Source organism: Faecalibacterium sp. An121 (assembly GCF_002160915.1).
Taxonomy (GTDB): Bacteria; Bacillota; Clostridia; order Oscillospirales; family Ruminococcaceae; genus Faecalibacterium; species Faecalibacterium avium.
This window is the reverse complement of sequence record NZ_NFLM01000006.1, coordinates 74,365-97,655: the sequence shown is the minus strand read 5'-3', so window position 1 is coordinate 97,655 and position 23,291 is coordinate 74,365. Positions and strand designations below refer to the sequence as shown.

21 protein-coding genes are annotated in these 23,291 nt (G+C 64.7%); all 21 read left to right on the top strand.

The window, feature by feature from the left end:
- Nucleotides 1–30: 30 nt before the first annotated feature.
- The 21 genes from B5E66_RS04955 to B5E66_RS04855 all read left to right on the top strand — a co-directional run bounded on the left by B5E66_RS04955 (nucleotide 31) and on the right by B5E66_RS04855 (nucleotide 23,287).
- Nucleotides 31–903: a 3-hydroxyacyl-CoA dehydrogenase family protein gene (locus B5E66_RS04955; protein WP_087229469.1), complete on the top strand. Its 873-nt coding sequence runs from the start codon at nucleotides 31–33 to the stop codon at nucleotides 901–903.
- A 118-nt stretch (nucleotides 904–1,021) separates the two neighbouring features.
- Nucleotides 1,022–2,191, top strand: a complete 1,170-nt coding sequence (locus B5E66_RS04950; RefSeq protein ID WP_087229466.1) for an acyl-CoA dehydrogenase family protein — start codon at nucleotides 1,022–1,024, stop codon at nucleotides 2,189–2,191.
- Nucleotides 2,192–2,207: 16 nt separating this feature from the next.
- Complete coding sequence (acrB, locus tag B5E66_RS04945; RefSeq protein WP_087229463.1) at nucleotides 2,208–3,002, top strand: acryloyl-CoA reductase electron transfer subunit gamma; 795 nt, start codon at nucleotides 2,208–2,210, stop codon at nucleotides 3,000–3,002.
- A 19-nt stretch (nucleotides 3,003–3,021) separates the two neighbouring features.
- Nucleotides 3,022–4,116 (top strand): acryloyl-CoA reductase electron transfer subunit beta, encoded by a 1,095-nt coding sequence (gene acrA, locus B5E66_RS04940; RefSeq protein WP_087229460.1) that lies wholly within the window; start codon nucleotides 3,022–3,024, stop codon nucleotides 4,114–4,116.
- Nucleotides 4,117–4,295: 179 nt separating this feature from the next.
- A complete protein-coding gene (locus B5E66_RS04935) occupies nucleotides 4,296–4,916 on the top strand; it encodes an IMPACT family protein (RefSeq protein WP_087229457.1) in 621 nt (206 codons plus the stop codon).
- Nucleotides 4,917–5,025: 109 nt separating this feature from the next.
- Entirely contained in the window at nucleotides 5,026–6,027 is a 1,002-nt protein-coding gene (locus B5E66_RS04930) for a deoxyguanosinetriphosphate triphosphohydrolase (RefSeq protein ID WP_087229454.1), read from the top strand.
- 60 nt (nucleotides 6,028–6,087) lie between these two features.
- Nucleotides 6,088–7,866: a DNA primase gene (gene dnaG / locus B5E66_RS04925; protein WP_087229451.1), complete on the top strand. Its 1,779-nt coding sequence runs from the start codon at nucleotides 6,088–6,090 to the stop codon at nucleotides 7,864–7,866.
- A gap of 54 nt (nucleotides 7,867–7,920) precedes the next feature.
- The gene (gene rpoD, locus B5E66_RS04920; RefSeq protein ID WP_087229448.1) at nucleotides 7,921–8,997 is read left to right on the top strand and encodes an RNA polymerase sigma factor RpoD; all 1,077 of its coding nucleotides are present in this window, start codon (nucleotides 7,921–7,923) and stop codon (nucleotides 8,995–8,997) included.
- Between the two features lie 207 nt (nucleotides 8,998–9,204).
- Nucleotides 9,205–10,083 carry a YicC/YloC family endoribonuclease gene (locus B5E66_RS04915; protein WP_087229445.1) on the top strand — a complete coding sequence of 293 codons (879 nt, stop codon included), beginning with the start codon at nucleotides 9,205–9,207 and terminating at the stop codon, nucleotides 10,081–10,083.
- Nucleotides 10,084–10,087: 4 nt separating this feature from the next.
- Nucleotides 10,088–10,360, top strand: coding sequence for a DUF370 domain-containing protein (locus B5E66_RS04910; RefSeq protein WP_087229442.1), 273 nt, complete (start codon nucleotides 10,088–10,090; stop codon nucleotides 10,358–10,360).
- Between the two features lie 2 nt (nucleotides 10,361–10,362).
- The gene (gene gmk / locus B5E66_RS04905; protein WP_087229438.1) at nucleotides 10,363–10,935 is read left to right on the top strand and encodes a guanylate kinase; all 573 of its coding nucleotides are present in this window, start codon (nucleotides 10,363–10,365) and stop codon (nucleotides 10,933–10,935) included.
- Nucleotides 10,936–10,983: 48 nt separating this feature from the next.
- Entirely contained in the window at nucleotides 10,984–13,248 is a 2,265-nt protein-coding gene (gene priA, locus B5E66_RS04900; RefSeq protein ID WP_087229435.1) for a replication restart helicase PriA, read from the top strand.
- Between the two features lie 51 nt (nucleotides 13,249–13,299).
- Complete coding sequence (gene def / locus B5E66_RS04895) at nucleotides 13,300–13,833, top strand: peptide deformylase (protein WP_087229432.1); 534 nt, start codon at nucleotides 13,300–13,302, stop codon at nucleotides 13,831–13,833.
- Nucleotides 13,834–14,754 carry a methionyl-tRNA formyltransferase gene (gene fmt, locus B5E66_RS04890; RefSeq protein WP_087229429.1) on the top strand — a complete coding sequence of 307 codons (921 nt, stop codon included), beginning with the start codon at nucleotides 13,834–13,836 and terminating at the stop codon, nucleotides 14,752–14,754.
- On the top strand, nucleotides 14,751–16,070 hold the full coding sequence (gene rsmB / locus B5E66_RS04885) for a 16S rRNA (cytosine(967)-C(5))-methyltransferase RsmB (RefSeq protein WP_087229426.1): 1,320 nt from the start codon (nucleotides 14,751–14,753) through the stop codon (nucleotides 16,068–16,070). The genes fmt and rsmB overlap by 4 nt, the downstream gene beginning before the upstream one ends.
- A gap of 117 nt (nucleotides 16,071–16,187) precedes the next feature.
- Nucleotides 16,188–17,279 (top strand): 23S rRNA (adenine(2503)-C(2))-methyltransferase RlmN, encoded by a 1,092-nt coding sequence (rlmN, locus tag B5E66_RS04880; protein WP_087229423.1) that lies wholly within the window; start codon nucleotides 16,188–16,190, stop codon nucleotides 17,277–17,279.
- Nucleotides 17,257–18,009: a Stp1/IreP family PP2C-type Ser/Thr phosphatase gene (locus B5E66_RS04875; protein ID WP_087229420.1), complete on the top strand. Its 753-nt coding sequence runs from the start codon at nucleotides 17,257–17,259 to the stop codon at nucleotides 18,007–18,009. Before rlmN ends, B5E66_RS04875 begins: the two co-directional genes overlap by 23 nt.
- A complete protein-coding gene (pknB, locus tag B5E66_RS04870) occupies nucleotides 18,002–19,885 on the top strand; it encodes a Stk1 family PASTA domain-containing Ser/Thr kinase (RefSeq protein WP_087229417.1) in 1,884 nt (627 codons plus the stop codon). The genes B5E66_RS04875 and pknB overlap by 8 nt, the downstream gene beginning before the upstream one ends.
- Before the next feature lie 12 nt (nucleotides 19,886–19,897).
- Entirely contained in the window at nucleotides 19,898–20,791 is an 894-nt protein-coding gene (rsgA, locus tag B5E66_RS04865; RefSeq protein WP_087229414.1) for a ribosome small subunit-dependent GTPase A, read from the top strand.
- A gap of 43 nt (nucleotides 20,792–20,834) precedes the next feature.
- Nucleotides 20,835–21,479 carry a thiamine diphosphokinase gene (locus B5E66_RS04860; RefSeq protein ID WP_087229411.1) on the top strand — a complete coding sequence of 215 codons (645 nt, stop codon included), beginning with the start codon at nucleotides 20,835–20,837 and terminating at the stop codon, nucleotides 21,477–21,479.
- A 293-nt stretch (nucleotides 21,480–21,772) separates the two neighbouring features.
- Complete coding sequence (locus tag B5E66_RS04855) at nucleotides 21,773–23,287, top strand: DUF3794 and LysM peptidoglycan-binding domain-containing protein (protein ID WP_087229408.1); 1,515 nt, start codon at nucleotides 21,773–21,775, stop codon at nucleotides 23,285–23,287.
- Nucleotides 23,288–23,291: the final 4 nt, after the last annotated feature.

Below are 23,291 nucleotides of genomic sequence, written 5' to 3'. Positions count from 1 at the left end.
GACAGGATAAATGAAAAAGGAGAAATTGCTATGAAAATCGGCGTCATCGGCGCTGGCACCATGGGCCAGGGCATCGCAAAGGCATTTGCACAGGTGGGCGGCAACACCGTCGTTCTGTGTGACATCAAGCAGGAGTGGGCGGACAACGGCAAGGCCAAGATCGTCAAGGGCTATGACCGTCTGGTGGCCAAGGGCAAGATGACCAAGGCCAAGGCCGACGAGATCTGCGATGCCATCACCCCGGGCATCAAGGAAGATCTGTGCGCTGACTGCGACCTGATCGTGGAGGCTGCCTTTGAGGACATGAAGGTCAAGCAGGATACCTTCTCCCAGCTGGACAAGATCTGCAAGCCCGAGTGCATCTTTGCTTCCAACACTTCCTCCCTGTCCATCACCGAGATCGGCAAGGGCCTGAGCCGCCCGCTGGTGGGTATGCACTTCTTCAACCCCGCCGACCGCATGAAGCTGATCGAGGTCATCGCCGGCGGCAACACTCCCGCCGACGTGGTGGAGAAGATCAAGGAGATCTCGGTGGCCATCGGCAAGCAGCCGGTGCAGGTCAACGAGGCTGCCGGCTTCGTGGTCAACCGCATCCTGATCCCCATGATCAACGAGGCCGCCTTCATCAAGATGGAGGGCGTCTCTGACATCGAGGGCATCGACACCGCCATGAAGCTGGGCGCCAACCACCCCATGGGTCCCCTGGAGCTGGGCGACTTCGTGGGCCTGGACATCTGCCTGGCCATCATGGACGTGCTGTACAAGGAGACCGGCGATTCGAAGTACCGCGCCTGCCCCCTGCTGCGCAAGATGGTGCGCGGCGGCAACCTGGGCTGCAAGACCGGCAAGGGCTTCTATGTCTACAACGCAGACCGCACCAAGACCCCTGTGGACAAGCTGTAACACCGTACCGCAAGGGTAACCGGGCGTGAAGGAACGTTCCCCGCAGAACCGAAAAGCCTGCGGGGAGCGGTTTTGCCCCCGCCCGATCAACAATACATTTCCAAGGGAGGAAGCAGTGATGGATTTTACTCTGTCCAAGCAGCAGCTCATGGCGCAGAAGATGTACCGCGAGTTCGCTGAGAACGAAGTCAAGCCCCTGGCAAAGCAGGTGGATGCAGAAGAATACTTCCCCAAAGAGACCGTCGAGAAGATGAGCAAGCTCGGTATGATGGGCATTTACTTCCCGACCTCTGTGGGCGGCGCAGGCGGCGACGTGCTGAGCTATGTCATGGCCGTGGAGGAAATGAGCAAGGTCTGCGGTACCACAGGCGTTATCCTGTCGGCCCACACCTCGCTGTGCGCGGCCCCCATCTATGAGAACGGCACCCCCGAGCAGAAGGCAAAGTACCTGCCCAAGCTGTGCAGCGGCGAGTGGCTGGGCGCTTTCGGCCTGACCGAGCCCGGCGCCGGCACCGATGCCCAGGGCCAGCAGACCTACGCCGTGGAGCGTGAGGACGGCTGGCTGCTGAACGGCTCCAAGATCTTCATCACCAACGCCGGCTTTGCCGATGTGTTCATCATCATTGCCGTTACCGGCACCGTGCTGGACAAGCGCGGCCGCAAGACCAAAGAGATCTCCGCCTTCATCGTCGAGCGCACCGACCCCGGCTTCAAGGTCGGCAAGCCCGAGGAGAAGATGGGCATCCGCGGCTCCTCTACCTGTGAGCTGATCATGGAAGACTGCCTGATCCCCAAGGACCGCCTGCTGGGCGTCAAGGGCCGCGGCTTCCAGCTGGCCATGGCCACTCTGGACGGCGGCCGTATCGGCATCGCCGCCCAGGCCCTGGGCATTGCAGAGGGCGCCCTCGACGAGACGGTCGCCTATGTCAAGGAGCGCAAGCAGTTTGGCCGCAGCATCGCACAGTTCCAGAACACCCAGTTCGAGCTGGCTGAGATGAAGGCCCGCGTGGACGCAGCCAAGTACCTGGTGTACGCCGCCGCGCTCAAGAAGCAGGACGTCATGAACGGCCAGAAGACCCGTTACAGCGTGGAGGCTGCCGAGGCCAAGCTGATCGCAGCCCGCACCGCCAGCGATGTGACCCGCCGCTGCCTGCAGCTCTTCGGCGGCTATGGCTACACCCGCGATTATCCGATCGAGCGGATGATGCGCGACGCCAAGATCACCGAGATCTACGAGGGCACCAGCGAAGTGCAGATGATGGTCATCTCGGGCGCGATGCTGAAGTAAGGAGGGCAATGTTACGATGAAAGCAATTGTTTGTGTCAAGCAGGTTCCCGACACTTCCGGCAAAGTGGCAGTCAAGCCGGACGGGACCCTCGACCGTGCCTCTATGGCAACCATCACCAACCCCGATGACCTGAACGCCCTGGAGGCCGCCCTCCAGCTGAAGGACGCCACCGGCTGCGAAGTGGTCGTGGTGACCATGGGCCCCCCGCCGGCCGAAGGGATGCTGCGCGAGCTGCTGGCCCGCGGCGCTGACCGTGCCGTGCTGATCTCGGGCCGTGAGTTCGGCGGTTCGGATACCTTCGCCACCAGCCAGATCATTGCCGCCGCCGTCAACAAGATCGGCGTCGGCCCTGAGGATATCGTCTTCTGCGGCCGTCAGGCCATCGACGGCGATACCGCCCAGGTGGGCCCCCAGATCGCCGAGAAGCTGCACCTGCCCCAGGTCACCTATGCCGCCGACATCCAGAAGGACGGCGACAGCCTGGTGGTCAAGCGTATGCTGGAAGACGGCTACATGATGATCCGGGTCAAGACCCCCTGCCTGATCACCTGCATCAAGGAGCTCAACCAGCCCCGCTACATGAGCATCAACGGCATCTTCACCTGCTACGACAAGCCGATGGAAGTCTTCGACTACGAAGCGCTGAAAGATGATCCCCTGATCGAGGTGGACACCATCGGCCTGAAGGGCTCGCCCACCAACGTCTTCAAGTCCTTCACTCCTCCCCAGAAGGGTGCAGGCACCATGCTCACCGGCGACGACGTGGCTGCCCAGCTTGCGTCTGTCCTCGCCAGCAAGCATCTGATCTGACGAAAGGAGCAGGATTACAATGGCTGATTTTAACGAATACAAGGGCGTGTGGGTCTTCTGCGAGCAGCGGCAGGGCGCACTGATGTCCACCGACTTCGAGCTGGTGAGCGAGGCCCGCAAGCTGGCCGACGAGCTGGGCTGCGAGGTCACCGGCCTGCTGCTGGGCGACCATGTGGAGTCCATCGCCAAGGAACTGGGCGGCTACGGCGCAGACAAGGTCATGGTCTGCGAGAGCCCCCTGCTGAAGGATTACACCACCGACGCCTACGCCAAGGTGGTCTGCGATATGGTCAACGAGTACAAGCCTGAGGTGCTGCTGATCGGCGCCACCAACATTGGCCGTGACCTGGGCCCCCGCTGTGCAGCCCGCCTGCACACCGGCCTGACCGCCGACGCCACCCATCTGGACATCGACACCAAGAAGTATGTGGACTTCCTGGCTGAGAGCTCCACCATCGACCTGTCCAAGCAGAAGTTCGACTATGAGGACCGCAACCTGAAGATGACCCGTCCGGCATTCGGCGGCCACCTGATGGCTACCATCATCTGCCCCCGGTTCCGTCCCCAGATGTCCACCGTCCGTCCCGGCGTTATGAAGAAGGCTCCCTTCGACCAGGCCAAGGCAGATGCCTGCCAGATCGTCAAACCCGCCTTCTCCCTGACGGCTGAGGATATCAAGACCGAGGTCCTGAGCGTGGAGAAGGCCGCCACCAAGCTGGTGGACCTGATCGGCGCAGACGTGATCGTCTCGGTGGGCCGCGGCATCTCCAAGGATGTCGAGAAGGGCATCGCCCTGGCTGAGCAGCTGGCCCAGGCTCTGGGCGGCGGCGTTGTGGGCGCTTCCCGTGCCGTCACCGATGCAGGCTGGATGACCGCCGACCATCAGGTGGGCCAGACCGGCAAGACCGTCCACCCCAAGATCTATGTGGCTCTGGGCATCTCGGGCGCTATCCAGCATGTGGCTGGTATGCAGGACTCCGAGACCATCATTGCCGTCAACAAGAACGAGTCTGCTCCCATCTTCGGCGTTGCAGATTACGGCATCGTGGGCGATCTGTTCAAGGTCGTGCCTGAGCTGGTCAAGGCCATCGAGGCTGCCAAGGCTGCCAAGTAAGACGGCTTTACAGTAAAAACTGCATCTCCATGCGTTCCAACGAGCGCTCCGCCTTCCGGGCGGGGCGCCCGTTTTTGTTTTGGGGCCAGGACAGGGCTTTTTGCCGGGCGGGCTGCACCCTTGCGCAAACGCTGTTTTATGTTATACTATACTTGAATAAAGTAAGGGAGGACAGGGCCTTGGAAGAATACCGCACCATCCGGGGGCAGGCCGCCGGGGAATATGAGGAGAAGAAAAGCCGCTTCCTGGCGGCGGCAGCCCATGTGGAAAGCGAGGAGCAGGCGGTGGCCTTTTTGGAGCAGATCCGCGCGGCCAACCGGACAGCCCGGCACAATGTCTATGCATATAAGCTGCGTGCGGGCAACCGGGAGCGCTATTCCGACGACGGCGAGCCCGCCAAGACTGCGGGCACCCCGGTGCTGGAGGTGATCGGCCACAGCGGCCTGACCGACCTGATCGTGGTGGTGACCCGGTATTTCGGGGGCATCCTGCTGGGCACCGGGGGCCTGGTGCGGGCTTACACCACCGCGGCATCCCGGGCACTGGAAGCGGCCGACCAGGTCACAGTGCAGCCGGTGGTGCGGCTGTCCATGACGGTGGAGTACCCTCTCTATGAGCGGACGGCGCTGCTGGTGGAGGCGGCGGGAGGGAAACTCGCAGACCCCGTCTTTACCGACCGGGTGGCCTTGCAGTGGCAGATGCGGGCGGGTACCCAGGCCCCTCTGCTGGACCAGCTGCGGGAGCTGACCCGCGGCCAGGGCAGGGTGGAGGTATCCCAACCTTTCTACGGACCCATTTGAACTGGAAAATTTTTCCAGTCCCCATCATTCTACCCCTTGTGACACGCCCGCTGTGGTAGAATACTGCCGGCGGACCTTGTGCCGTGATGTTGAAAGTGAGGTATAGCCGATGGATGTACGCCTGCGCACCCAAGAGATCGAGCATCTGACCCTGGCGGACTGGGCCAGTTTTTCGGACCGGAGCCATGGCCGTGCCCGTCCCGAGCCGGAGGACCCCATCCGCCCGGTCTATCAGCGGGACCGGGACCGGATCATCCACTGCAAGGCCTTCCGGCGGCTCAAGCAAAAGACCCAGGTCTTTCTCTCGCCCGAGGGGGACTTGTACCGCACCCGCCTGACCCACACCCTGGAGGTGTCCCAGATCGCCCGCACCATTGCCCGGGCCCTCCGCCTCAATGAGGACCTCACCGAAGCGGTGGCCCTGGCCCATGACCTGGGGCACACCCCCTTCGGCCATGCGGGAGAGCGCGCGCTGAACGGCCTGTGCCCCGGCGGGTTCAAGCACTATGAGCAGAGCCTGCGCGTGGTGGACCGTCTGGAGAAGGACGGCCGGGGCCTCAATTTGACCTGGGAGGTGCGCAACGGCATCGTCACCCACACCAAGGGCACCTGGGCCGCCACGCCGGAAGGCCGGATCGTGCGGATGGCGGATCAGATCGCCTACGTCAACCACGACATCGAGGACGCGGTGCGCGCGGGGGTGCTGGATGCAGCCCTGCTGCCCAAAGAGGCCACCGATGTGCTGGGCCTGACCAAGTCGGCCCGGATCACCGCCATGATCAACAGCATCCTGGTCCACACCCGGCCCCCTGCGATCCAGGCGGGCCCGGCGGAGGACGAGGCGTTCCGGGCGCTGAAGGCGTTCATGTACGACACCGTCTACGTGGACAAGGTGGCCAAACGCGAGGAACAGAAGGTGGAAAAGGTGATCGAGGCCCTGTATGAATACTACATGGCCCACCCCGAGCGGATGTCCTCCCTCTATCAGCGGATCGCGCAGGAGGAAGGGGACGACCGGGCGGTCACCGACTATATCAGCGGGATGAGCGACGAGTTTGCCATCCGCGCCTTTGAGGAGCTGTATGTGCCCCGGCGTTGGCACGTCCTGTGACCGCAGCGGCCCGCGCCCCGGGACTGCGGAAGAATACCATCAAGCAAGGAAGTTATTTGGATGATCCCACACGAATATGTTGAAGAGCTGGTGCGCCGCAGCGATATTGTGGACGTGGTGGGCAGCTATGTCCAGCTCAAACACAAGGGCCGGCTGTATGGCGGGCTGTGCCCGTTCCACAATGAAAAGACGCCGTCCTTTTATGTCTACCCCGAGACCCAGAGCTTTTACTGCTTTGGCTGCGGGGCGGGCGGGGATGTGATCACCTTTGTCAAAAAGATCAATTCCCTTACATACCCCGAGGCGGTCAAACTGCTGGCGGCCCGGGCCGGTATGCCCGAACCCGAGGAGGACGACGGGACCGGCCGGATGCGCAGCCGCATCCTCTCGATGAACAAGGAGGCGGCCCGGTTTTTCCATGCCTGCCTCAACTCCAGCGTGGACGAGGCCGCCCAGGCCAGGGCTTACTGGCGGCGGCGCGGCCTGGATGACCGCACCATTTCCCGGTTCGGGCTGGGGTATGCCCCCAACGATGGACAGGCCCTCTACCACTTTCTGCGGGACAAGGGCTACACCCAGGCCGAAATGGACGCCAGCGGCCTGTTCAAGCGCAGTCAGGCGGGGCGGATTTACTGCCTGTTCTGGCGGCGGGTGATCACCCCCATCTTTGATCTGCGGGGCAACGTCATCGCCTTTGGCGGGCGGGTGATGGATGACTCCAAACCCAAATACGTCAACAGCCCCGAGACGCTGGTGTACCACAAGTCGGATACGGTGTTCGCCCTCCAGATCGCCAAAAAGAGCGCTTCCCGCCGGTATGTGCTGTGCGAAGGGTATATGGACGTGATCAGTATGCAGCAGGCGGGCATCGATACGGCGGTGTGCGCCTGCGGCACCGCCCTGACCCAAAACCAGGTCAAGCTGCTGAGCGAATACGCCGACGAGGTGATCCTGAGCTATGACTCGGACGAGGCGGGCCAGAAGGCCACCCTGCGCTCGCTGGAGCTGTTCCGCAACAGCCCCGTGCAGGTGGGGGTGCTGAACATCCCCAACGCCAAGGACCCCGACGAATACATCAAGAAGTTTGGCCCGGAGCGGTTCCGCCAGCTGCTGGACGGGGCGGGCAACGCGCTGGAATTCCGGCTGGCCCGGGCCCGGTCCAAATACGATCTCAAGCAGGATACCCAGCGGCTGGAGTACATCCAGGAGGCGGTGTCCATCCTGGCGGACGGCTCCACCCCCACCGAAAAGGAACTGTACGCCGGCCGCCTGGCCGAGGAGACCAACCTTTCCAAGACGGCGGTGATGGCCCAGCTGGACCTGGCCGTCCGCAAGGAGGGCGCCCGGCGGCGTTCGGCCCGGCAGAAGGAGATCCTGCACTCGGGCGAGATGGATACCATCAAACTGCCCTTTGGCAAAAACGGACCCGGGGCGCTGGGGGCGGCCTCTTCCCAGCGCTGGCTGGTGGCGGCGGCCCTGCGCCAGCCCGAGTACCTGAAAAAGATCGCCCCGGCCCTCAAGCCGGAAGGGATCCTCAACGAGGATCTGCGGGAGGGCTACCAGGCCATCCTGCGCTGCTATGAGCAGGGCCGCGAGGTGAGCCTGGGAGCCGTGGCGGGGGAGATCGGGGAAAAGGCTCTGAATGAACTGAGCGCCGCTGCGGCAGAATACAGTCATGTGAGCTGCACGCCCCAGGATATCGAGATGCACCTGGAGCGGATTGCCCGGGGGGCGCCGCGCTCGGCCCAGGCCGGCGGCATGAGCGACCAGGAGCTGACCGACTACATCGCCCAGATCCGGCAGCGCAAGGGGGGCGGACAGACGGAACAAGAGGAATGAACCACACCTGTCCTGTGCGCTTTGCATCTTGACTGAAAGGAGAGACCTCTTTTGATGTCCCCAGAAAAGCTAGCAGATTCCCTGGCGCGGAAGGCACGCCGCCGGCCCCTGACCCCCGAGCAGCTGAGCCGCGCCATGGAGGCGGAGGATTTTGACCTGTCGGGGCTGGACGCGCTGTACGAGGCCCTCAAGGCCCGCGGGGTGGCCCTGGCCCCCGAAGCGGGGGAGGAGCCTGACCTGCCTCCCTTTGACGAGGCCCAGATCGGCACGCTGGAAAAGGAGCTGTCCCCCTCGGGGGTGACGCTGGACGACCCGGTCAAGGCGTATCTGAAAGAGATCGGCGCCGTGCCCCTGCTGCAGCCGGAAGAGGAACTGGCCCTGGCCCAGGCGGCCCAGCAAGGGGACGCGGGGGCCAGGCAGCGCCTGTGCGAAGCCAATCTGCGTCTGGTGGTGTCGGTGGCCAAGCGCTATGCCGGGCGGGGCCTGCCCTTTCTGGATCTGATCCAGGAGGGGAACCTGGGGCTGATGAAGGCGGTGGAAAAATTCGAGCCGCAGCGTGGGTTCAAGTTTTCCACCTACGCCACCTGGTGGATCCGCCAGGCCATCACCCGGGCCATTGCGGACCAGGGACGCACCATCCGCATCCCGGTGCATCTGGTGGAGAGCATCAACCGGGTCAAAAAGACCTCCTCGGAATTGCTGCATCAGAACGGCCGGGAACCGACCCCTGCCGAGATCGCCGTGCGGCTGTCCATCGAGCCGGACCGGGTCAGCCAGCTGCTGCAGCTGTCCCAGGAACCGGTCAGCCTGGAGACCCCGGTGGGGGAGGAAGAGGACGCCCACATCGAGGACTTTGTCCAGGACGACACGGCCGGCGTGCCTGCGGATGAGGCAGGCCGCCAGATGCTGCACCGGGAGCTGGTGTCGGTGCTGGCCAGCCTGACCCCCCGGGAGCAGCGGGTGCTGTCTTTGCGGTTCGGGCTGGAGGATGGACGCCCCCGCACGCTGGAGGAACTGGGCCAGGAGTTCAACGTCACCCGGGAGCGGGTGCGCCAGATCGAAGCAAAAGCCCTGCGCAAACTGCGCCATCCCAGCCGGGCCAAGCGCCTGCGGGATTATCTTGAGGAATGAACGGCTGAAGCCGCGGCCCGGAGAGCCGCGGCTTTTTTGTTTGGTGAACACTGTGTGTGAAAGCAGGGTTTTTTGTCTGCTTCCCTTGCAAAAAGGCCGCCGGAATAGTAAAATAATACCATATGTATCGTAACATGGGCTACTGTGACCCAAAGGCGGATATATATACAGAAATGATCTGGAAAGAATGAAAAGGGAAGAGGAACTATGATTTACAGCATGACTGGCTACGGCCGCGCCAGCGCGGTGTGCGGCGGGCGGGAGATCACGGTGGAAATGCGCAGCGTCAACGCCCGGTACTTTGAGTACAGCTCCCGGATACCCCGGAACTGCGCCTTCCTGGACAGCCGCCTCAAGGCGCTGCTGAACAGCCGTATTGCCCGGGGCAAGGTGGAACTGACCCTGACGGTCCAGAACACCGAGGCGTCTGACATGGCGGTGGCCGTGGACATGGAACTGGCCCGCAGCTACCAGCAGGCCTTGCGGGATATGTCCGAAAGTCTCGGCGTCAAGAACGACATCACCGCAGGGCTGCTGGCCCGTTTCCCCGATGTGCTGGTGGCCCGGCAGGCCCCGGTGGACGAGGAACAGCTGTGGAGCGATGTATCGGATGTGGCGGCTCTGGCCCTGCAGCGCTTTGTGGAGATGCGGGGAGTGGAGGGCGCCAAGATGCTGGCCGACATCGCTGCCCGTCTGGATACGGTGGAGGCCTGTGTGGACCGTGTGGAGAGCCTGAGCGCCGGCCGGGTGGAAAAGTACACCCATCGGCTGTATGAGCGTCTGAAGGTCATCCTGGAGGACCGCTCCATCGACGACGCCCGGGTGCTGACCGAGGCCGCCATCTTTGGGGACAAGACCGCCGTGGATGAGGAGACGGTCCGCCTGCGCAGCCATATCGCCCAGTATCGGGAGATCCTGGGCAGTGACCAGCCTGTGGGACGCAAGCTGGATTTCCTCACCCAGGAACTGAACCGGGAGGCCAACACCATCGGTTCCAAGTGCCAGGACCTGGACATCACCCGGGTGGTGGTGGACATGAAGGCGGAGATCGAAAAGATCCGCGAGCAGATCCAGAATCTGGAGTAAGGGTATGAGACTGATCAACATTGGGTTTGGGAATATGGTCAGCGCCGAGCGGCTGGTGGCGGTGGTCAGCCCGGATTCCGCTCCCATCAAGCGCATCGTCAAAGAGGCGCGGGAGCAGGGCCGGCTGATCGACGCTTCCTATGGGCGCAGTACCCGGGCGGTCTTGATCATGGATTCGGACCATGTGATCCTGTCGGCTCTGCAGCCCGAGACGGTGGCGGGCCGCGCAGGAAGCCCGGTCCAGCCCGACCCCAAATCCCCACAGGAGGAAGCATAACCATGGAAGGCGAAAAATATTTGTTTGTAGTGTCGGGGCCGTCGGGCGTCGGCAAGGACAGCGTGATGAGCCGGCTGCGGCAGGCCCATCCCGAGATTGAAAAGACCATCTCGGCCACCACCCGCGCCCCCCGCGAAGGGGAGAAGGAAGGGGTCAACTACTATTACCGCACCAAAGAGCAGTTTTTGCAGATGCTGGAACAGGGGGAGATCCTGGAGAGCAACCATTTCAATGGCAACTACTACGGCACCCTGCGCTCCGAGGTGGAAAAGCGGATGGCCGCAGGCAAGCTGACGCTGCTGAACATCGACATCCACGGCGCAGCCAACATCAAGCGGCTCTACCCCGGGTCCACCAGCATCTTTTTGCTCCCCCCGTCCTTTGATACGCTGGAAGCCCGGCTGCGGGGCCGCGGCACCGACAGCGAGGCGAACATCCGGCAGCGGCTGGCCATCGCGCAGGAGGAGCTGCGCTGCGCCGATGCGTTCGACCTGAAGATCGTCAACGATGACATCGGACGGGCCGCAGAGGAACTGTACGATGTGATGATCCGGCGCTCCGGGCTGTCCCTCTGAGCGGGACCGGAAAAGCGATACATACCACAAAGAAAGGAAGCTGGACGGATGCCGAAGACGGTGGGTGTTGCGGTGAGCAACGCGGCCTTTCACTTTGATAAGCTGTATACCTACGCGGTCATGCCCGACCAGCAAAACCAGGTGCGGCTGGGCAGTATGGTGCTGGTGCCTTTCGGCCGCGGCAGCCGCCCCCGCATGGGGGTGGTGCTGGCCTGCGACGCCGAGCCCGAGAACGCCAAACTGAAATACATCTTTGACGTGGCGCCCGCCTCCGCCTGCCTCACCGAGGAACTGCTGGAGCTGGTGCGCTTTTTGAAGGCGCGCACCTTCTGCACCTGGTATGAGGCGGTCAAGGCGGTGATCCCCTATGGGGCCCAGTATAAGCCCGCCCTGGCCGCCGACGGTGTGACGCCCGTGCTGCAAAAGCAGCTGGTGCGCCACACCGAGATCCTGTACAGCCTGGCGGGCCCGCTGCCCCAAAAGCCCAAGCCCACAGCCAAGCAGCTGGCGGCGGTGGCGCTGCTGGGCGGGGGACCCCGCACCCAGGCGGATCTGGAGACCCATGGGATCAGCCGGGCGGTAGCCGAAAACCTCTGTGCCAAAGGGGTGCTGGCCAGCCAGCGGGTGAACAAGTCCATCGACCTGTACGCCCACATCCCCCAGGAAGCCGAACACCTGGAGCTGACAAAAGAGCAGCAGGACGCCTATCAGGCTCTGGCCCCCCATCTGGAGACAGGCCGGCCCCATGCCGCGCTGCTCTACGGGGTCACCGGCAGCGGCAAGACCCTGGTGTTCCTGCAGCTGATCCAGCGGTGCCTGGACCTGGGCCGCACCGCCCTGGTGCTGGTGCCCGAGATCAGCCTGACCCCCCAGATGATCCGCCGCCTCAAGGCCAGGTTCGGCAGGCGGGTGGCGGTGCAGCATTCGGCCCTCAACCACACCGAGCGGCTGCTGCAATGGCAGATGATCCAGGACGGCGGGGCCGATATCGTGGTGGGCACCCGCAGCGCCGTGTTTGCGCCGCTGGAAAAGATCGGCCTGATCGTCATAGACGAGGAACAGGAGCACACCTACCGCTCCGAGTCGGCGCCCCGGTACTCGGCCCACGAAGTGGCCCGGTGGCGGGCTGCCAAAAACGGCGCGATGCTGGTGCTGGCCAGCGCCACCCCCAGCACCGAGACGTTTTATGAGGCGCAGGCGGGGCGGTGCCAGCTGGTACGGCTGACCCGGCGGTATGCGGGCCAGCCGCTGCCCAGCGTCCAGATCGTAGATATGCGGGCCGAGCTGGCTGCGGGCAACCCCCGGGAGATCAGCCTGGCTTTGGAAGATGCCCTGAAAGAAAACCTGGCCGCCGGCAAGCAGGCCATCCTGCTGCTCAATCGCCGGGGTTACCAGACCATGGCCCAGTGCGAGGACTGCCGCCAGGTACTCAAATGCCCCAAGTGCAGCGTGCCCATGGTGTACCACAAGGCGGGGGGCGGACGGCTGCTTTGCCACTACTGCGGCACCCAGCTGTCCCCCCGCCCCGAGACCTGCCCGGCCTGCGGGGGCAGGCTGCAATACTGGGGCTTCGGCACCCAGAAGGCGGAAGAAGAACTGGCGGCCCTGTTCCCCGAGGCGAGGGTGCTGCGGATGGACCAGGATACCACCGCCGCCAAGGATGCCCACGAAAAACTGCTGGCCCAGTTTGCCCGCCATGAATACGACATCATGGTGGGCACCCAGATGGTGGCCAAAGGGCTGGATTTTGAGGACGTGACCCTGGTGGGGGTGCTGGGCATCGATTCACTGCTGTTTGCACAGGGCTTCCGGGCCAGCGAGACGGTGTTCAGCCTGGTGACCCAGGTGGTGGGCCGCAGCGGCCGGGCTTCCAGTCCGGGGCGGGCCATCATCCAGACCACCGACCCCGCCAACCAGGTGCTGGCGCTGGCCGCCGCGCAGGACTACGACGCCTTTTTTGCCCAGGAGATCGAATACCGGCGGCTGGGGCTCTACCCGCCCTTCTGCAGCCTGTGTATCGTCAGTTTTTCGGGCAAGAAGGAAGGGGAGGTGGCTCAGGCGGCCGCCCGCTTTGGCCAGCTTCTGGCAGGGCTGGCGGTCAAACAGCCGGACATCCCCCTGCGGGTGCTGGGCCCCACCCCCGGCAGCATCCTGATGATCAACGAAGTATACCGCTATAAACTCACCATCAAGTGCCGCAACGACAAGCGGTTCCGGGCTTTGCTGCGCCAGGCTCTGGGCCTGTACGAGCAGGAAAAACTGCCCGCCCGGGCTGCGCTGGCGGTGGATATGCACTCGGATGGAGAGATCTGACCGCGGGGCGCGCAGCGCTCCAAGTTTTGCGATTAAGGGAGGAAATGATTTATGGCAATCCGTACCATCGTGCAGGAAGGCGACCCCATTTTGAACAAGGTCTGCCGCCCTGTGACCCAGTTTGACCAGCGTCTGGCCACCCTGCTGGACGATATGCATGAGACGATGATCGCCGCCGACGGCGTGGGTCTGGCAGGCCCCCAGGTGGGGATGCTGCGCCGGCTGTTCGTAGTGTGGGACACCACCGACGCCCCCGAGGAGATCCCCGAGGGGTACGAGTACAAGTTCATCGACTTTATCAACCCTGAGATCGTGGCAGTCTCGGAGGAGACCGAGACCCACTATGAGGGCTGCCTGTCGTTCCCGGGCCACAACGGCGCCGTGACCCGGCCCGCAGCCGTCAAGGTGCGGGCCCAGGACCGCAGCGGCCAGTGGTTCGAGCTGGAGGCCGACGGCCTGCTGGGCCGGTGCATCCAGCACGAGAACGACCATCTGGACGGCATCACCATCATGCAGTCCAGCGACTATTTCTATGAGGACACCGAGGAGGGCCGCGAGGCCGCCCGCAACGCAAAGGAGAACTAAATGCGCATCCTGTTTATGGGCACCCCGGACATTGCAGCCGCCTGTCTGGAGGCTCTGTATGCCGCAGGGCATGAGGTCTGCGCCGTCTACACCCGGCGGGATAAGCCTGTGGGCCGCAAGCAGGTGCTGACCCCGCCCCCTGTCAAGCAGGTGGCCCTGGCCCACGGTACCCCTGTGTTCCAGCCCCGCACCCTGCGGGACGGGGGAGAGGACGCCAACATCCGCGCCCTGGCCCCTGAGCTGATCGTGGTGGTGGCCTATGGCTGCATCCTGCCGGCGCAGGTGCTGGCCGTGCCCCGGTTCGGCTGCATCAACCTGCATGTGTCCCTGCTGCCCAAATACCGGGGCAGCGCGCCGGTCCAGTGGGCGGTGCTGAACGGCGATGCCGAGACCGGCGTTTCCATCATGCAGATGGACGAAGGGCTGGACACCGGAGACGTGCTGGCCTGTGAAAAGATCGCCATCCAGCCCGAGGAGACCAGCGGCGAGCTGTTCGACCGTGTGACCGAGGCGGGGGCCCGGCTGCTGTGCAGCACCCTGCCGCAGATCGCCGCCGGCACCCTGACCCCTGTGCCCCAGGACCACGAGGCCGCCACCCTGGCCCCCATGCTGACCAAGGAAATGGCCCGGTTCCACTGGACCGACCCGGCATCCCACATCCACAACTGGGTGCGCGGGATGAACCCCTGGCCCGCCGCCTGGTTCGTCACCGGCGGGGGACGCAAGGTCAAGGTGATGGCCTGCCGTCTGGCTGACAGCCAGGGCGAGGCCCCCGGCACCGTCCTGCGCACAAAGCCCCTGACGGTGGCCTGCGGGGAGGGCGCCGTGGAGCTGCTGCAGGTGGTGCCCGAGGGCTCCAAGCCCATGGAGGGCAGCGCCTTTGCCGCGGGGCTGCGGCTCAAAGCGGGGGATCTCCTTTGAGGCCCCGGGGCCCGCGGGCCGCGGCGGTGGAAGCCCTGCTGCATCAGGAGCAGGGGGGCTATGCCAACCTGGTGCTGGACGCTCAGCTGGACCGCAGCGCCCTGGCCGGGCGGGACCGCGCCTTTGCCGCCGCCATCTTTTACACCACCGTCGAGCGGCAGGCCACGCTGGATTTTATCCTGGGGCAGTTTCTGCCCAAGGGGGTGGACAGGCTGGACCCGCCGGTGCGGGCCATCCTGCGCAGCGCCCTGACCCAGGCCAGGTATATGCAGGTGCCGGCCCCGGCCGCCGTCCATGAGGCGGTGGAGCTGGTCCGGGCGTTTGGCAAGTCCAGCGCGGCAGGACTGGTGAACGCCGTGCTCCGCAAAGCCTGCAACTATGACCTGTCCGCTGCCTCCTTTGAGGACGAGGTCCAGCGGCTGATGGTGCTGGGCTCGGCGGGGCGGGATGTGGCTGCGTTTCTCCGCCAATACTACCCCGATGAGGCTCTGGATATCCTGACCGCCCCGGCGGATGGAGGGCGCACCGCCCTGCGGGCCAACCCCCTCAAGACCACCCCGGAAGCCCTGGCGGACCTGCTGGCCGGGGAAGGGGTCGAGGCTGTGCCGGGCCGCGTGCCGGGCAGCCTGCTGGCCGCCTTTGAGGGCAGCCCTGCCGCCAGCCCGCTGTTTGCGCAGGGGTACTTCCATGTGGAAGGGCAGGCCAGCCAGCTGGCGGCCCTCTGTGTGGGTGCGCGGCCCGGGGAGACGGTGCTGGATCTCTGCGCCGCTCCGGGCGGCAAGACCCTGACCCTGGCCCAGGAGATGGGGGACAGCGGCCGGCTGCTCAGCTGCGACGTCACCCCCAAGCGGGTGGGGCTGATCCGCACCGCTGCCGGCCGGATGGGCCTTGGCTGTGTGGAAGCGGTGTGCAACGACGCCGCAAAGCCCAACCCCGCGTTTCCCCGGGCGGACCGGGTGCTGGCCGACGTGCCGTGCAGCGGCCTGGGTATCCTGCACAAAAAGCCGGATATCCGCTACAAGACCCTGGACGAGCCCCGCCGCCGGCAGCTGCTGGATACCCAGCGCGCCATTCTGGACTGCGCCGCCGGCTACCTCAAGCCGGGCGGGCGTCTGGTCTATTCCACCTGCACCATCCATCCCGACGAAAACCAGGCCCAGATCCAGGCGTTTCTGGAGCGGCAGCCGGATTTCCGGGTGGTGCGGCCCCAGCCGGCCCTGCCCCAGGGTATGGAAGCCGGCCCTCTGGGGGCCCTGTCGGTGCCCAGCCGCACCGGGATGGACGGCTTTTTCATCTGTGTATTGCAGCGGGACTGAGAGGGTCCACTGCGCGGGATCTGCCTGCCGGGCAAGCGGGGGTGCGGCTGCATCCGGGCTTTCCCGGCGCCGGCATACCGGGCAGAGCGCGCTCGTGCCGCTGCACAGGAGACTACCATGGAACACAAACGCTGCATATCTTCCCTGACTGTTGAGGAACTGGCCGCCGAGATGAAGGCCATGGGCCAGCCGGCCTTCCGGGCAAAGCAGATCTTCCACTGGGTGCACCAGAAACTGGTCACCGACTTTGCCGCCATGACCGACCAGCCCAAGGCCCTGCTGGCCCGGCTGGAGGAGGCGTTTTATATCGCCGCGCCCCAGATCGAACGGCGGCAGCAGGCAAAGGACGGCACGGTCAAATACCTGCTGCGGATGGCGGACGGCAACTGCATCGAGACGGTGGTCATGCGCTATCACTATGGCTGCACCGTCTGCGTGTCCACCCAGGTGGGCTGCCGGATGGGCTGCCGCTTCTGCGCGTCCACCCAGGCCGGCCGGGTGCGGGATCTGGAGGCGGGGGAGATCTGCTCCGAGATCTACACAGCCCAGAAGGACATCGGGGAGCGCATCTCCCACATCGTCCTGATGGGCATTGGGGAACCGCTGGACAACTTTGACCAGGTGATGAAGTTCCTCTCCCTCATTTCGTCCCCCGACGGGGTCAACATCGGTATGCGCAACATCAGCCTTTCCACCTGCGGCATCGTGCCTCAGATCGACCGGCTGGCTCAGCGCAAGCTCCAGCTGACTTTGTCCATCTCGCTGCACGCCCCCAACGATGCGATCCGCAGCCAGATGATGCCGGTGAACAACGCCTACCCGGTGGCCCAGCTGATGGACGCGGTGCGCCGCTACCAGGACACCACCGGCCGCCGGGTCAGCTTCGAATACTCGATGGTGCGGGGCGTCAACGATTCCGACGCCTGCGCCCGGCAGCTGGCCGGCCTGATCCGGGGGATGGGGGCCCATGTCAATCTGATCCCCATCAACCCGGTGGACGGCAGCCCCTATTCGGCCACCGACGCCGAGAATGTCCGGCGCTTCCAGGCCAAGCTGACGAGCCTTGGAGTCAACGCCACCGTCCGCCGCAGGCTGGGCAGCGAGATCAGCGCAGCCTGCGGCCAGCTGCGCCGGGAGGAGATGGTCCAGGCGCAGCACACACAGCCGGATGGGAAAGGAGATGCCTATGAAACTTGCAGGGAAAACTGATGTGGGCCGGGTCCGGCGGGAAAACCAGGACGACTTCCGTGCGGGGGAATTGCCCGGCGGCGCGGCCTGGGGCCTGGTGTGCGACGGGATGGGCGGCGCACGGGGAGGCCGGGAAGCTTCCCATGGGGCCTGCGATGTGATCGAGCGCTGCTTCCAGGACCAGTATGGACGCTGCCTGCCCGGCGCCGAGGAACAGTTCCTGACCCAGGCGCTGGAAAACGCCAACCACTATATCTTCCAGAAATCCGCCCAGGAGGAGGCTTTGGCCGGCATGGGCACCACGGTGGTCTGCACCCTGGTGCGGGATGGCCGGGCCTATATCTGCCATGCAGGGGATTCCCGGGCCTACCTGTTCCACACGGGGCGGCTGCATCAGCTGACCCACGACCATTCCTATGTGCAGGAGCTGGTGGACTGCGGCACCATCACCCCCGAGGAGGCGGAACACCATCCTCAAAAGAACATCATCACCCGCGCTCTGGGGGTGGATTACCGCCTGGGGCCGGACAACAACTCGGTGGTGGTGCTGCCGGGGGATATGCTGCTGCTGTGCTCGGACGGGCTGACCAACGCCCTGACGGTGGGGGAGATCGAGTCGCTGCTGAACAAGGTCAACTTCTATGACCTGCCCGACCGGCTGATCGACGCGGCCAACGCGGCGGGCGGCCAGGACAACATCACAGCCCTTCTGCTGGGCATCGAGCCGGTGGAGGTACAGCGCCATGGATAATCTGATCGGCAAAAAGCTGGACGGCCTGTATGAGGTGCGGGAGCTGATCGGCTCGGGAGGGATGGCCAACGTCTACAAGGCGGTGGCGGTGGGCCAGAACGGCCCGGTGCCCGCCGGCACGGTGGTGGCGGTCAAGGTGCTGCGGGCCGAGTATATGCACGACCCGGACCTGGTCAACCGGTTCAAGAACGAGTCCAAGGCCATCTCGCTGCTGCACCATCCCAACATCGTCAAGGTGTACGATGTGTCGGTCACCGACCGGCTGCAATATATCGTGATGGAGTATGTCAACGGCATGACGTTGCGGGAGTACCTCAACGAGCGGGGCGGCAGGCTGACCAGCCGGGAGACGGTCCATTTTATCTCCCAGATCCTGCAGGCGCTGGACCATGCCCACCGCAATGGGGTGGTGCACCGGGACGTCAAACCCCAGAACATCATGCTGCTGGACAACGGCCAGCTGCGGATGATGGATTTCGGCATCGCCCGGATCTCCCGGGCCGAAAACCAGCTGATCAGCGGCAAGGCCATGGGCAGCGTCCACTATATCAGCCCCGAACAGGCCAAAGGGGAAATGACAGGCCCCCGCAGCGACATCTACTCGGTGGGCGTGATGATGTACGAGATGCTGTCGGGGCGGCTGCCCTTCGACGGGGACGACGCGGTCAAGGTGGCCCTCAAGCAGATCACCGACACCCCCCAGCCCCTGGCCCAGGCCGCGCCCGATACACCGCGGGCCCTGGTGGAGATCACCGAAAAGGCCATGGCCAAGCTGCCCGAGAACCGCTATGCCAGCGCCCGGGAGATGCTCAGCGCCCTGGACCAGTATGTCAAGGACCCGGATGTGGTCTTTGCCTACAAGTATATCACGGAGGAAGCACCTGAAAAGGTGGTCAAACAGACAATGAGCCAGAAAAAAGAGCCACATACCGCAGGGCCGTCCGGCCAGCGGCCCCATAAACGGAAAAAGAAGCGCTCGGTATTCATCCCGGTGCTGCTGGGCATCACGGTGGCCTTTGCCGTGGCCTGCGCCGCTCTGTGCCTGATGATCCTGCGCAACGCCAACAATATGCTCACCGACCAGAAAGCCGACATCGTCCTGGAGGACTATGTGGGCGAGACCCGCACCGAGGCCGAGGCCAGCCCCCAGGTCAGTTCGGGACAGATCAACATCGAGTGGGTGGAGGAATACAGCAGCACCTACGGCGAGGGCTATATCTACAAGCAGTCTCCGGCGGCGGGCCGCGTGGTGCGGGAAGGCCAGACCGTCACCCTGACCGTCAGCCTGGGCACCCAGTATGTCACCATCCCCGACACCACCAACTATGTGCAGGCCGACGCCGAGCAGCTGCTGCGGGACAGCGGCCTGTCGGTACTGGTGGTGCAGAACGTGGAGCCTTCGGTGGCGGTGGGCGCGGTGATCCGCACCGACCCTGTGGCCGGCACCGTGGTGCCTGCGGGCAGCACCGTGGTGGTGTATGTCAGCCGCCAGCAGGTCACCACCACCACCACCGTACCCTCGGTGGTAGGCATGACGGTGGATGACGCCCGTACCCTGCTGGTGCAGAACCGTCTGACCCTGGGCAGCCAGACCCAGGCTTACAGCGACCAGCCTGTGGGCACCATCATTGCCCAGGAGACGGCGGCCGGGTCCACCGTCAAGTTCAACACCCGGGTCAATGTGACGGTATCGGCCGGGCCGGAGCCTGCGCCCGAACCGCCCGCCAGCTCGGATGCGGGCAGCGGCGCAGACAGCGGCGGCGACTGGTGGAGCGACCTGTGGGGCGGCGGCTCCTCCAGTTCCTCCTCGGAGGGGCAGAGCGGCAGCTCCAGCTCGTCGGACACGACCACCATCTGGCCCTGGGATTGGTTTTGACGGGGGCGCAGGATGGACGGATATATCGTGAAAGGCATCGGCGGCTTCTACTACGTCAAGACATCGCAGGGCGTGGTGGAGTGCAAGGCCCGGGGCATCTTCCGCAAGCAGCGGCGCAGCCCTGTGGCAGGGGACAACGTCACCCTGGCCGTGGAGAACGGCGCCGCCGTCATCGACCAGATCGCCCCCCGCAAAAACGTCTTTGTCCGGCCGCCGGTGGCCAATCTGGATGTGCTGTTCCTGGTGGCCAGCACCACTCAGCCCTCCCCCAGCACCCTGGTGCTGGATAAGCTGTCCGCCATCGCGGTGGATAAAGGGGTGCAGCCGGTGGTGGTCTGCACCAAGAGCGATCTGGCCGGTGCGGATTTTCTGGAAAAAGCCTATGCAAAGTCCACCCTGCCCTTCATCCGGATCGACTACGAGACAGGGGAAGGTCTGGACGAGGTGAAAGGCTGGATCAGCGGACGGCTGTGCGCTTTCTGCGGTAACTCGGGGGTGGGCAAATCCACCCTGCTCAACGCCCTTCTGCCCGATGCCGGGCGGGAGACGGCGGCCATCAGCCGCAAGCTGGGCCGGGGCCGCCACACCACCCGGGAAGTGACCATCTTTGAAGCTTTTGGAGGGCGCATTGCCGATACGCCGGGCTTTGCCAGCCTGGAGGCCGGCAGGGCGGGCTATATCCCCAAGGAAGAACTGGAGCTGGCCTTCCCGGAGTTCGGGCCTTATCTGGGCCGGTGCCAGTTCACGGGCTGCTCCCACCGCAGCGAAAAGGGCTGCGCCATCCGGGAGGCCCTGGCACAGGGGCTGCTGTCCCAGACCCGCTACGACAGCTACTGCGCCATGTACGACGAGGTAAAGGACGTCAAAGACTGGGAACAGCCCCGGCGACAGGAGCCCAGCCTGTAAAAACCCCGCCCGGACGGGATGGGGAGAGAAAAGGAGTGACGCTATGCCGCGCTGTGTGATCCTTTCGGCCTGCCCGGTCAGCGGGCAGATGGCTGCGGCGCTGCGGCCCGACGATCACCTGATCGCCTGCGATGCAGGCTACCGCAGCTGCCAGGTGCTGGGCCGGAGGCCCGACGCCGTGGTGGGGGATTTTGATTCGGCCCCCCGGCCCCAGGCCCTGCCCGGGGAGGAGCTGGTGGTGCTGCCCCATGTAAAGGATGACACCGACACCGAATACGCCGCCAAGCTGGCGTCCCGGGAGGGATACCGGGAGGTGCTGATGCTGGGCTGCCTGGGCGGCAGCCGGCTGGAACACACCCTGGCAAACCTCTGCACCGGCCTCGGGCTGGAGCAGCGGGGGGTGCGGACCACCCTTCTGGATGAGCACAGCCGCCTCACCTATCTGCTGCCGGGACAGAGCCGCGCCTACCCCAAAGGGGAATATTTCTACCTGTCCGTCTTTCCCATGGAAGGGCGGGCCTCCGGGGTGAACATCCGGGGCGCCTTTTATGAGCTGACCGACGCCACGCTGACGGCGGGTTACCCTCTGGGGGTCAGCAACGAATACGCCCCCGGTTCGGACTGCATCACCCTGTCGGTGCGGGAAGGGGCCCTGCTGGTGGTGGAAACAAAGCCGGATGCCCCCTGATCGGAACATTTTGGGCCTCTGCCGCCTATAATAGGGCAAAGAAGGAAAGGCAGGGAACCATTTATGCAGATCATCGTCATCAAGAGCCCGCGATGCTTGGCCGGCCTGCTGCGCCTGCTGTTCGGCGTCCGGAAAGAAAACTGAATCCAAAGCCGGAAGGCCCGCAGAGCCGCTTGCAAGTCAAGCCGCCCTGCGGGCCTTGCTGCGTCCGGTCTAAACCCGGCCGGCTGCCGCATAAAATGGACCATGCGCAATGGGACATGAACGCGGACAGGAAAGGAGCGCCATCAACAATGGAACTGAAGGTCTTCCGTGATATACTCTACGCCGGGGGCGGGTGCTGCACCGTCCAGGCAGAACTGCCGGTGGAGGCCGAGATCCTCATCTCGGATTATCTGCCCCAGGTGTTCAAGATCGTCAAGTGCTTTGCGCGGCCGGTGGTGCTGCAAAAACAGCTGCAGCCGGGCCGCCTGAATCTGGACGGGTACATCCGCTGCACCGTCTACTACCAGGGGGAAGAAGGGGCCGGCCTGTGCCAGACCGAGCAGAAACTGCCCTTCCACAAAAGTCTGGAGCTGCCGGAGTTCTCTTTTTCCTCCTGGAGCGCCGTGGTGGAAGGGGAGACAGAATACCTCAACTGCAGGGCGGTCAACCCGCGGCGGATCGAGGTGCGGGGCGCCTATGAACTGACGGCTTCGGTGTCGGCCCAGTGCAGCACCGAGGTGATCACCGGCCTGGCCGACTGCGGCATCCAGCAGCGCCTGGATCTGCTGCAGGGGGTGCGGCGGGCCGCCGTCCTGGATAAGCTGATCTCGGCCGACGGTCCCATCGCCTTTGCCCAGCCCCCCGCCGCCGTGCTGGACGTCAGCGGCAGCGCCTTGGTCAAAGAGGTGAAACTGCTCAGCGGCAAGGCGGTGGTCAAGGGCGAGATCCATGCCCAGTGCGCCTGGCGGGCCGGGGATGGGGGCGGACTGCAAAGCCAGGATGCGGTGATCCCCTTCAATCAGATCCTGGATGTGGAGGGGCTGTCGGAGGACTGCCAGTGCCTGTGCGTGGCCGAGCCGGTGGGCTTTACCATCGCGGAGGGAGAGCAGGGAGGACCCGGCAAACTGACGGCCACCGCCCTGCTGCACCTGCGCGCCTGGCGGCCTTATGAGCTGCGCTGCGTGGCGGACGCCTTTTCCACTCAGTGCGAGATCCTCAGCGAGACGGCCCCTCTGGAGGCGGAACAGCTGGCCTGCATGGTGGACCAGAGCGTTGCCGTGACCTGTTCGGGGCCGCTGCCGGATGAGAATACCCGGCTCCTGGCCTGCTTTGCCTCTTTTGGGCCGGTGTCGGTGGAGATGCAGAGGGATGCCCCGGTGCTGACGGCCAAGGTGCAGGTGACTGCCTTTGGCCAGAACAGTCTGGACGAGATCGACAGCTATGACAAATCCGCCGAACTCACCCTGCCCCTGGCCGGCTGCCCCGCAGGGGAGCTGTATGCCGAATGCTGGCTGTCCGCGGAGGACGTCCGGGCCGCCTGTACCGGCGGGACGCTGGAGGTGACCGTCAGCGCCCGGGCCCAGGGAGCGGTGCTGCGGCGGGAAAGCAGGCCTTTTGTCAGCGAGATCCAGACAGGGGAGCCTCTGGCCCCCGTCGACCCGGACATCTCCCTGCGGATCTATTACGCCCAGCCGGGAGAGGAACTGTTCGACATCGCACGGCGGTTCCATGTCTCCCCGGGGCAGATGCTGGAGGCAAACGGCCTGGAGCCCGACACCCGCACCCTGGCGGCGGCCTGCCGCCTGTTGGTGCCCGGCGCCTGAGAGG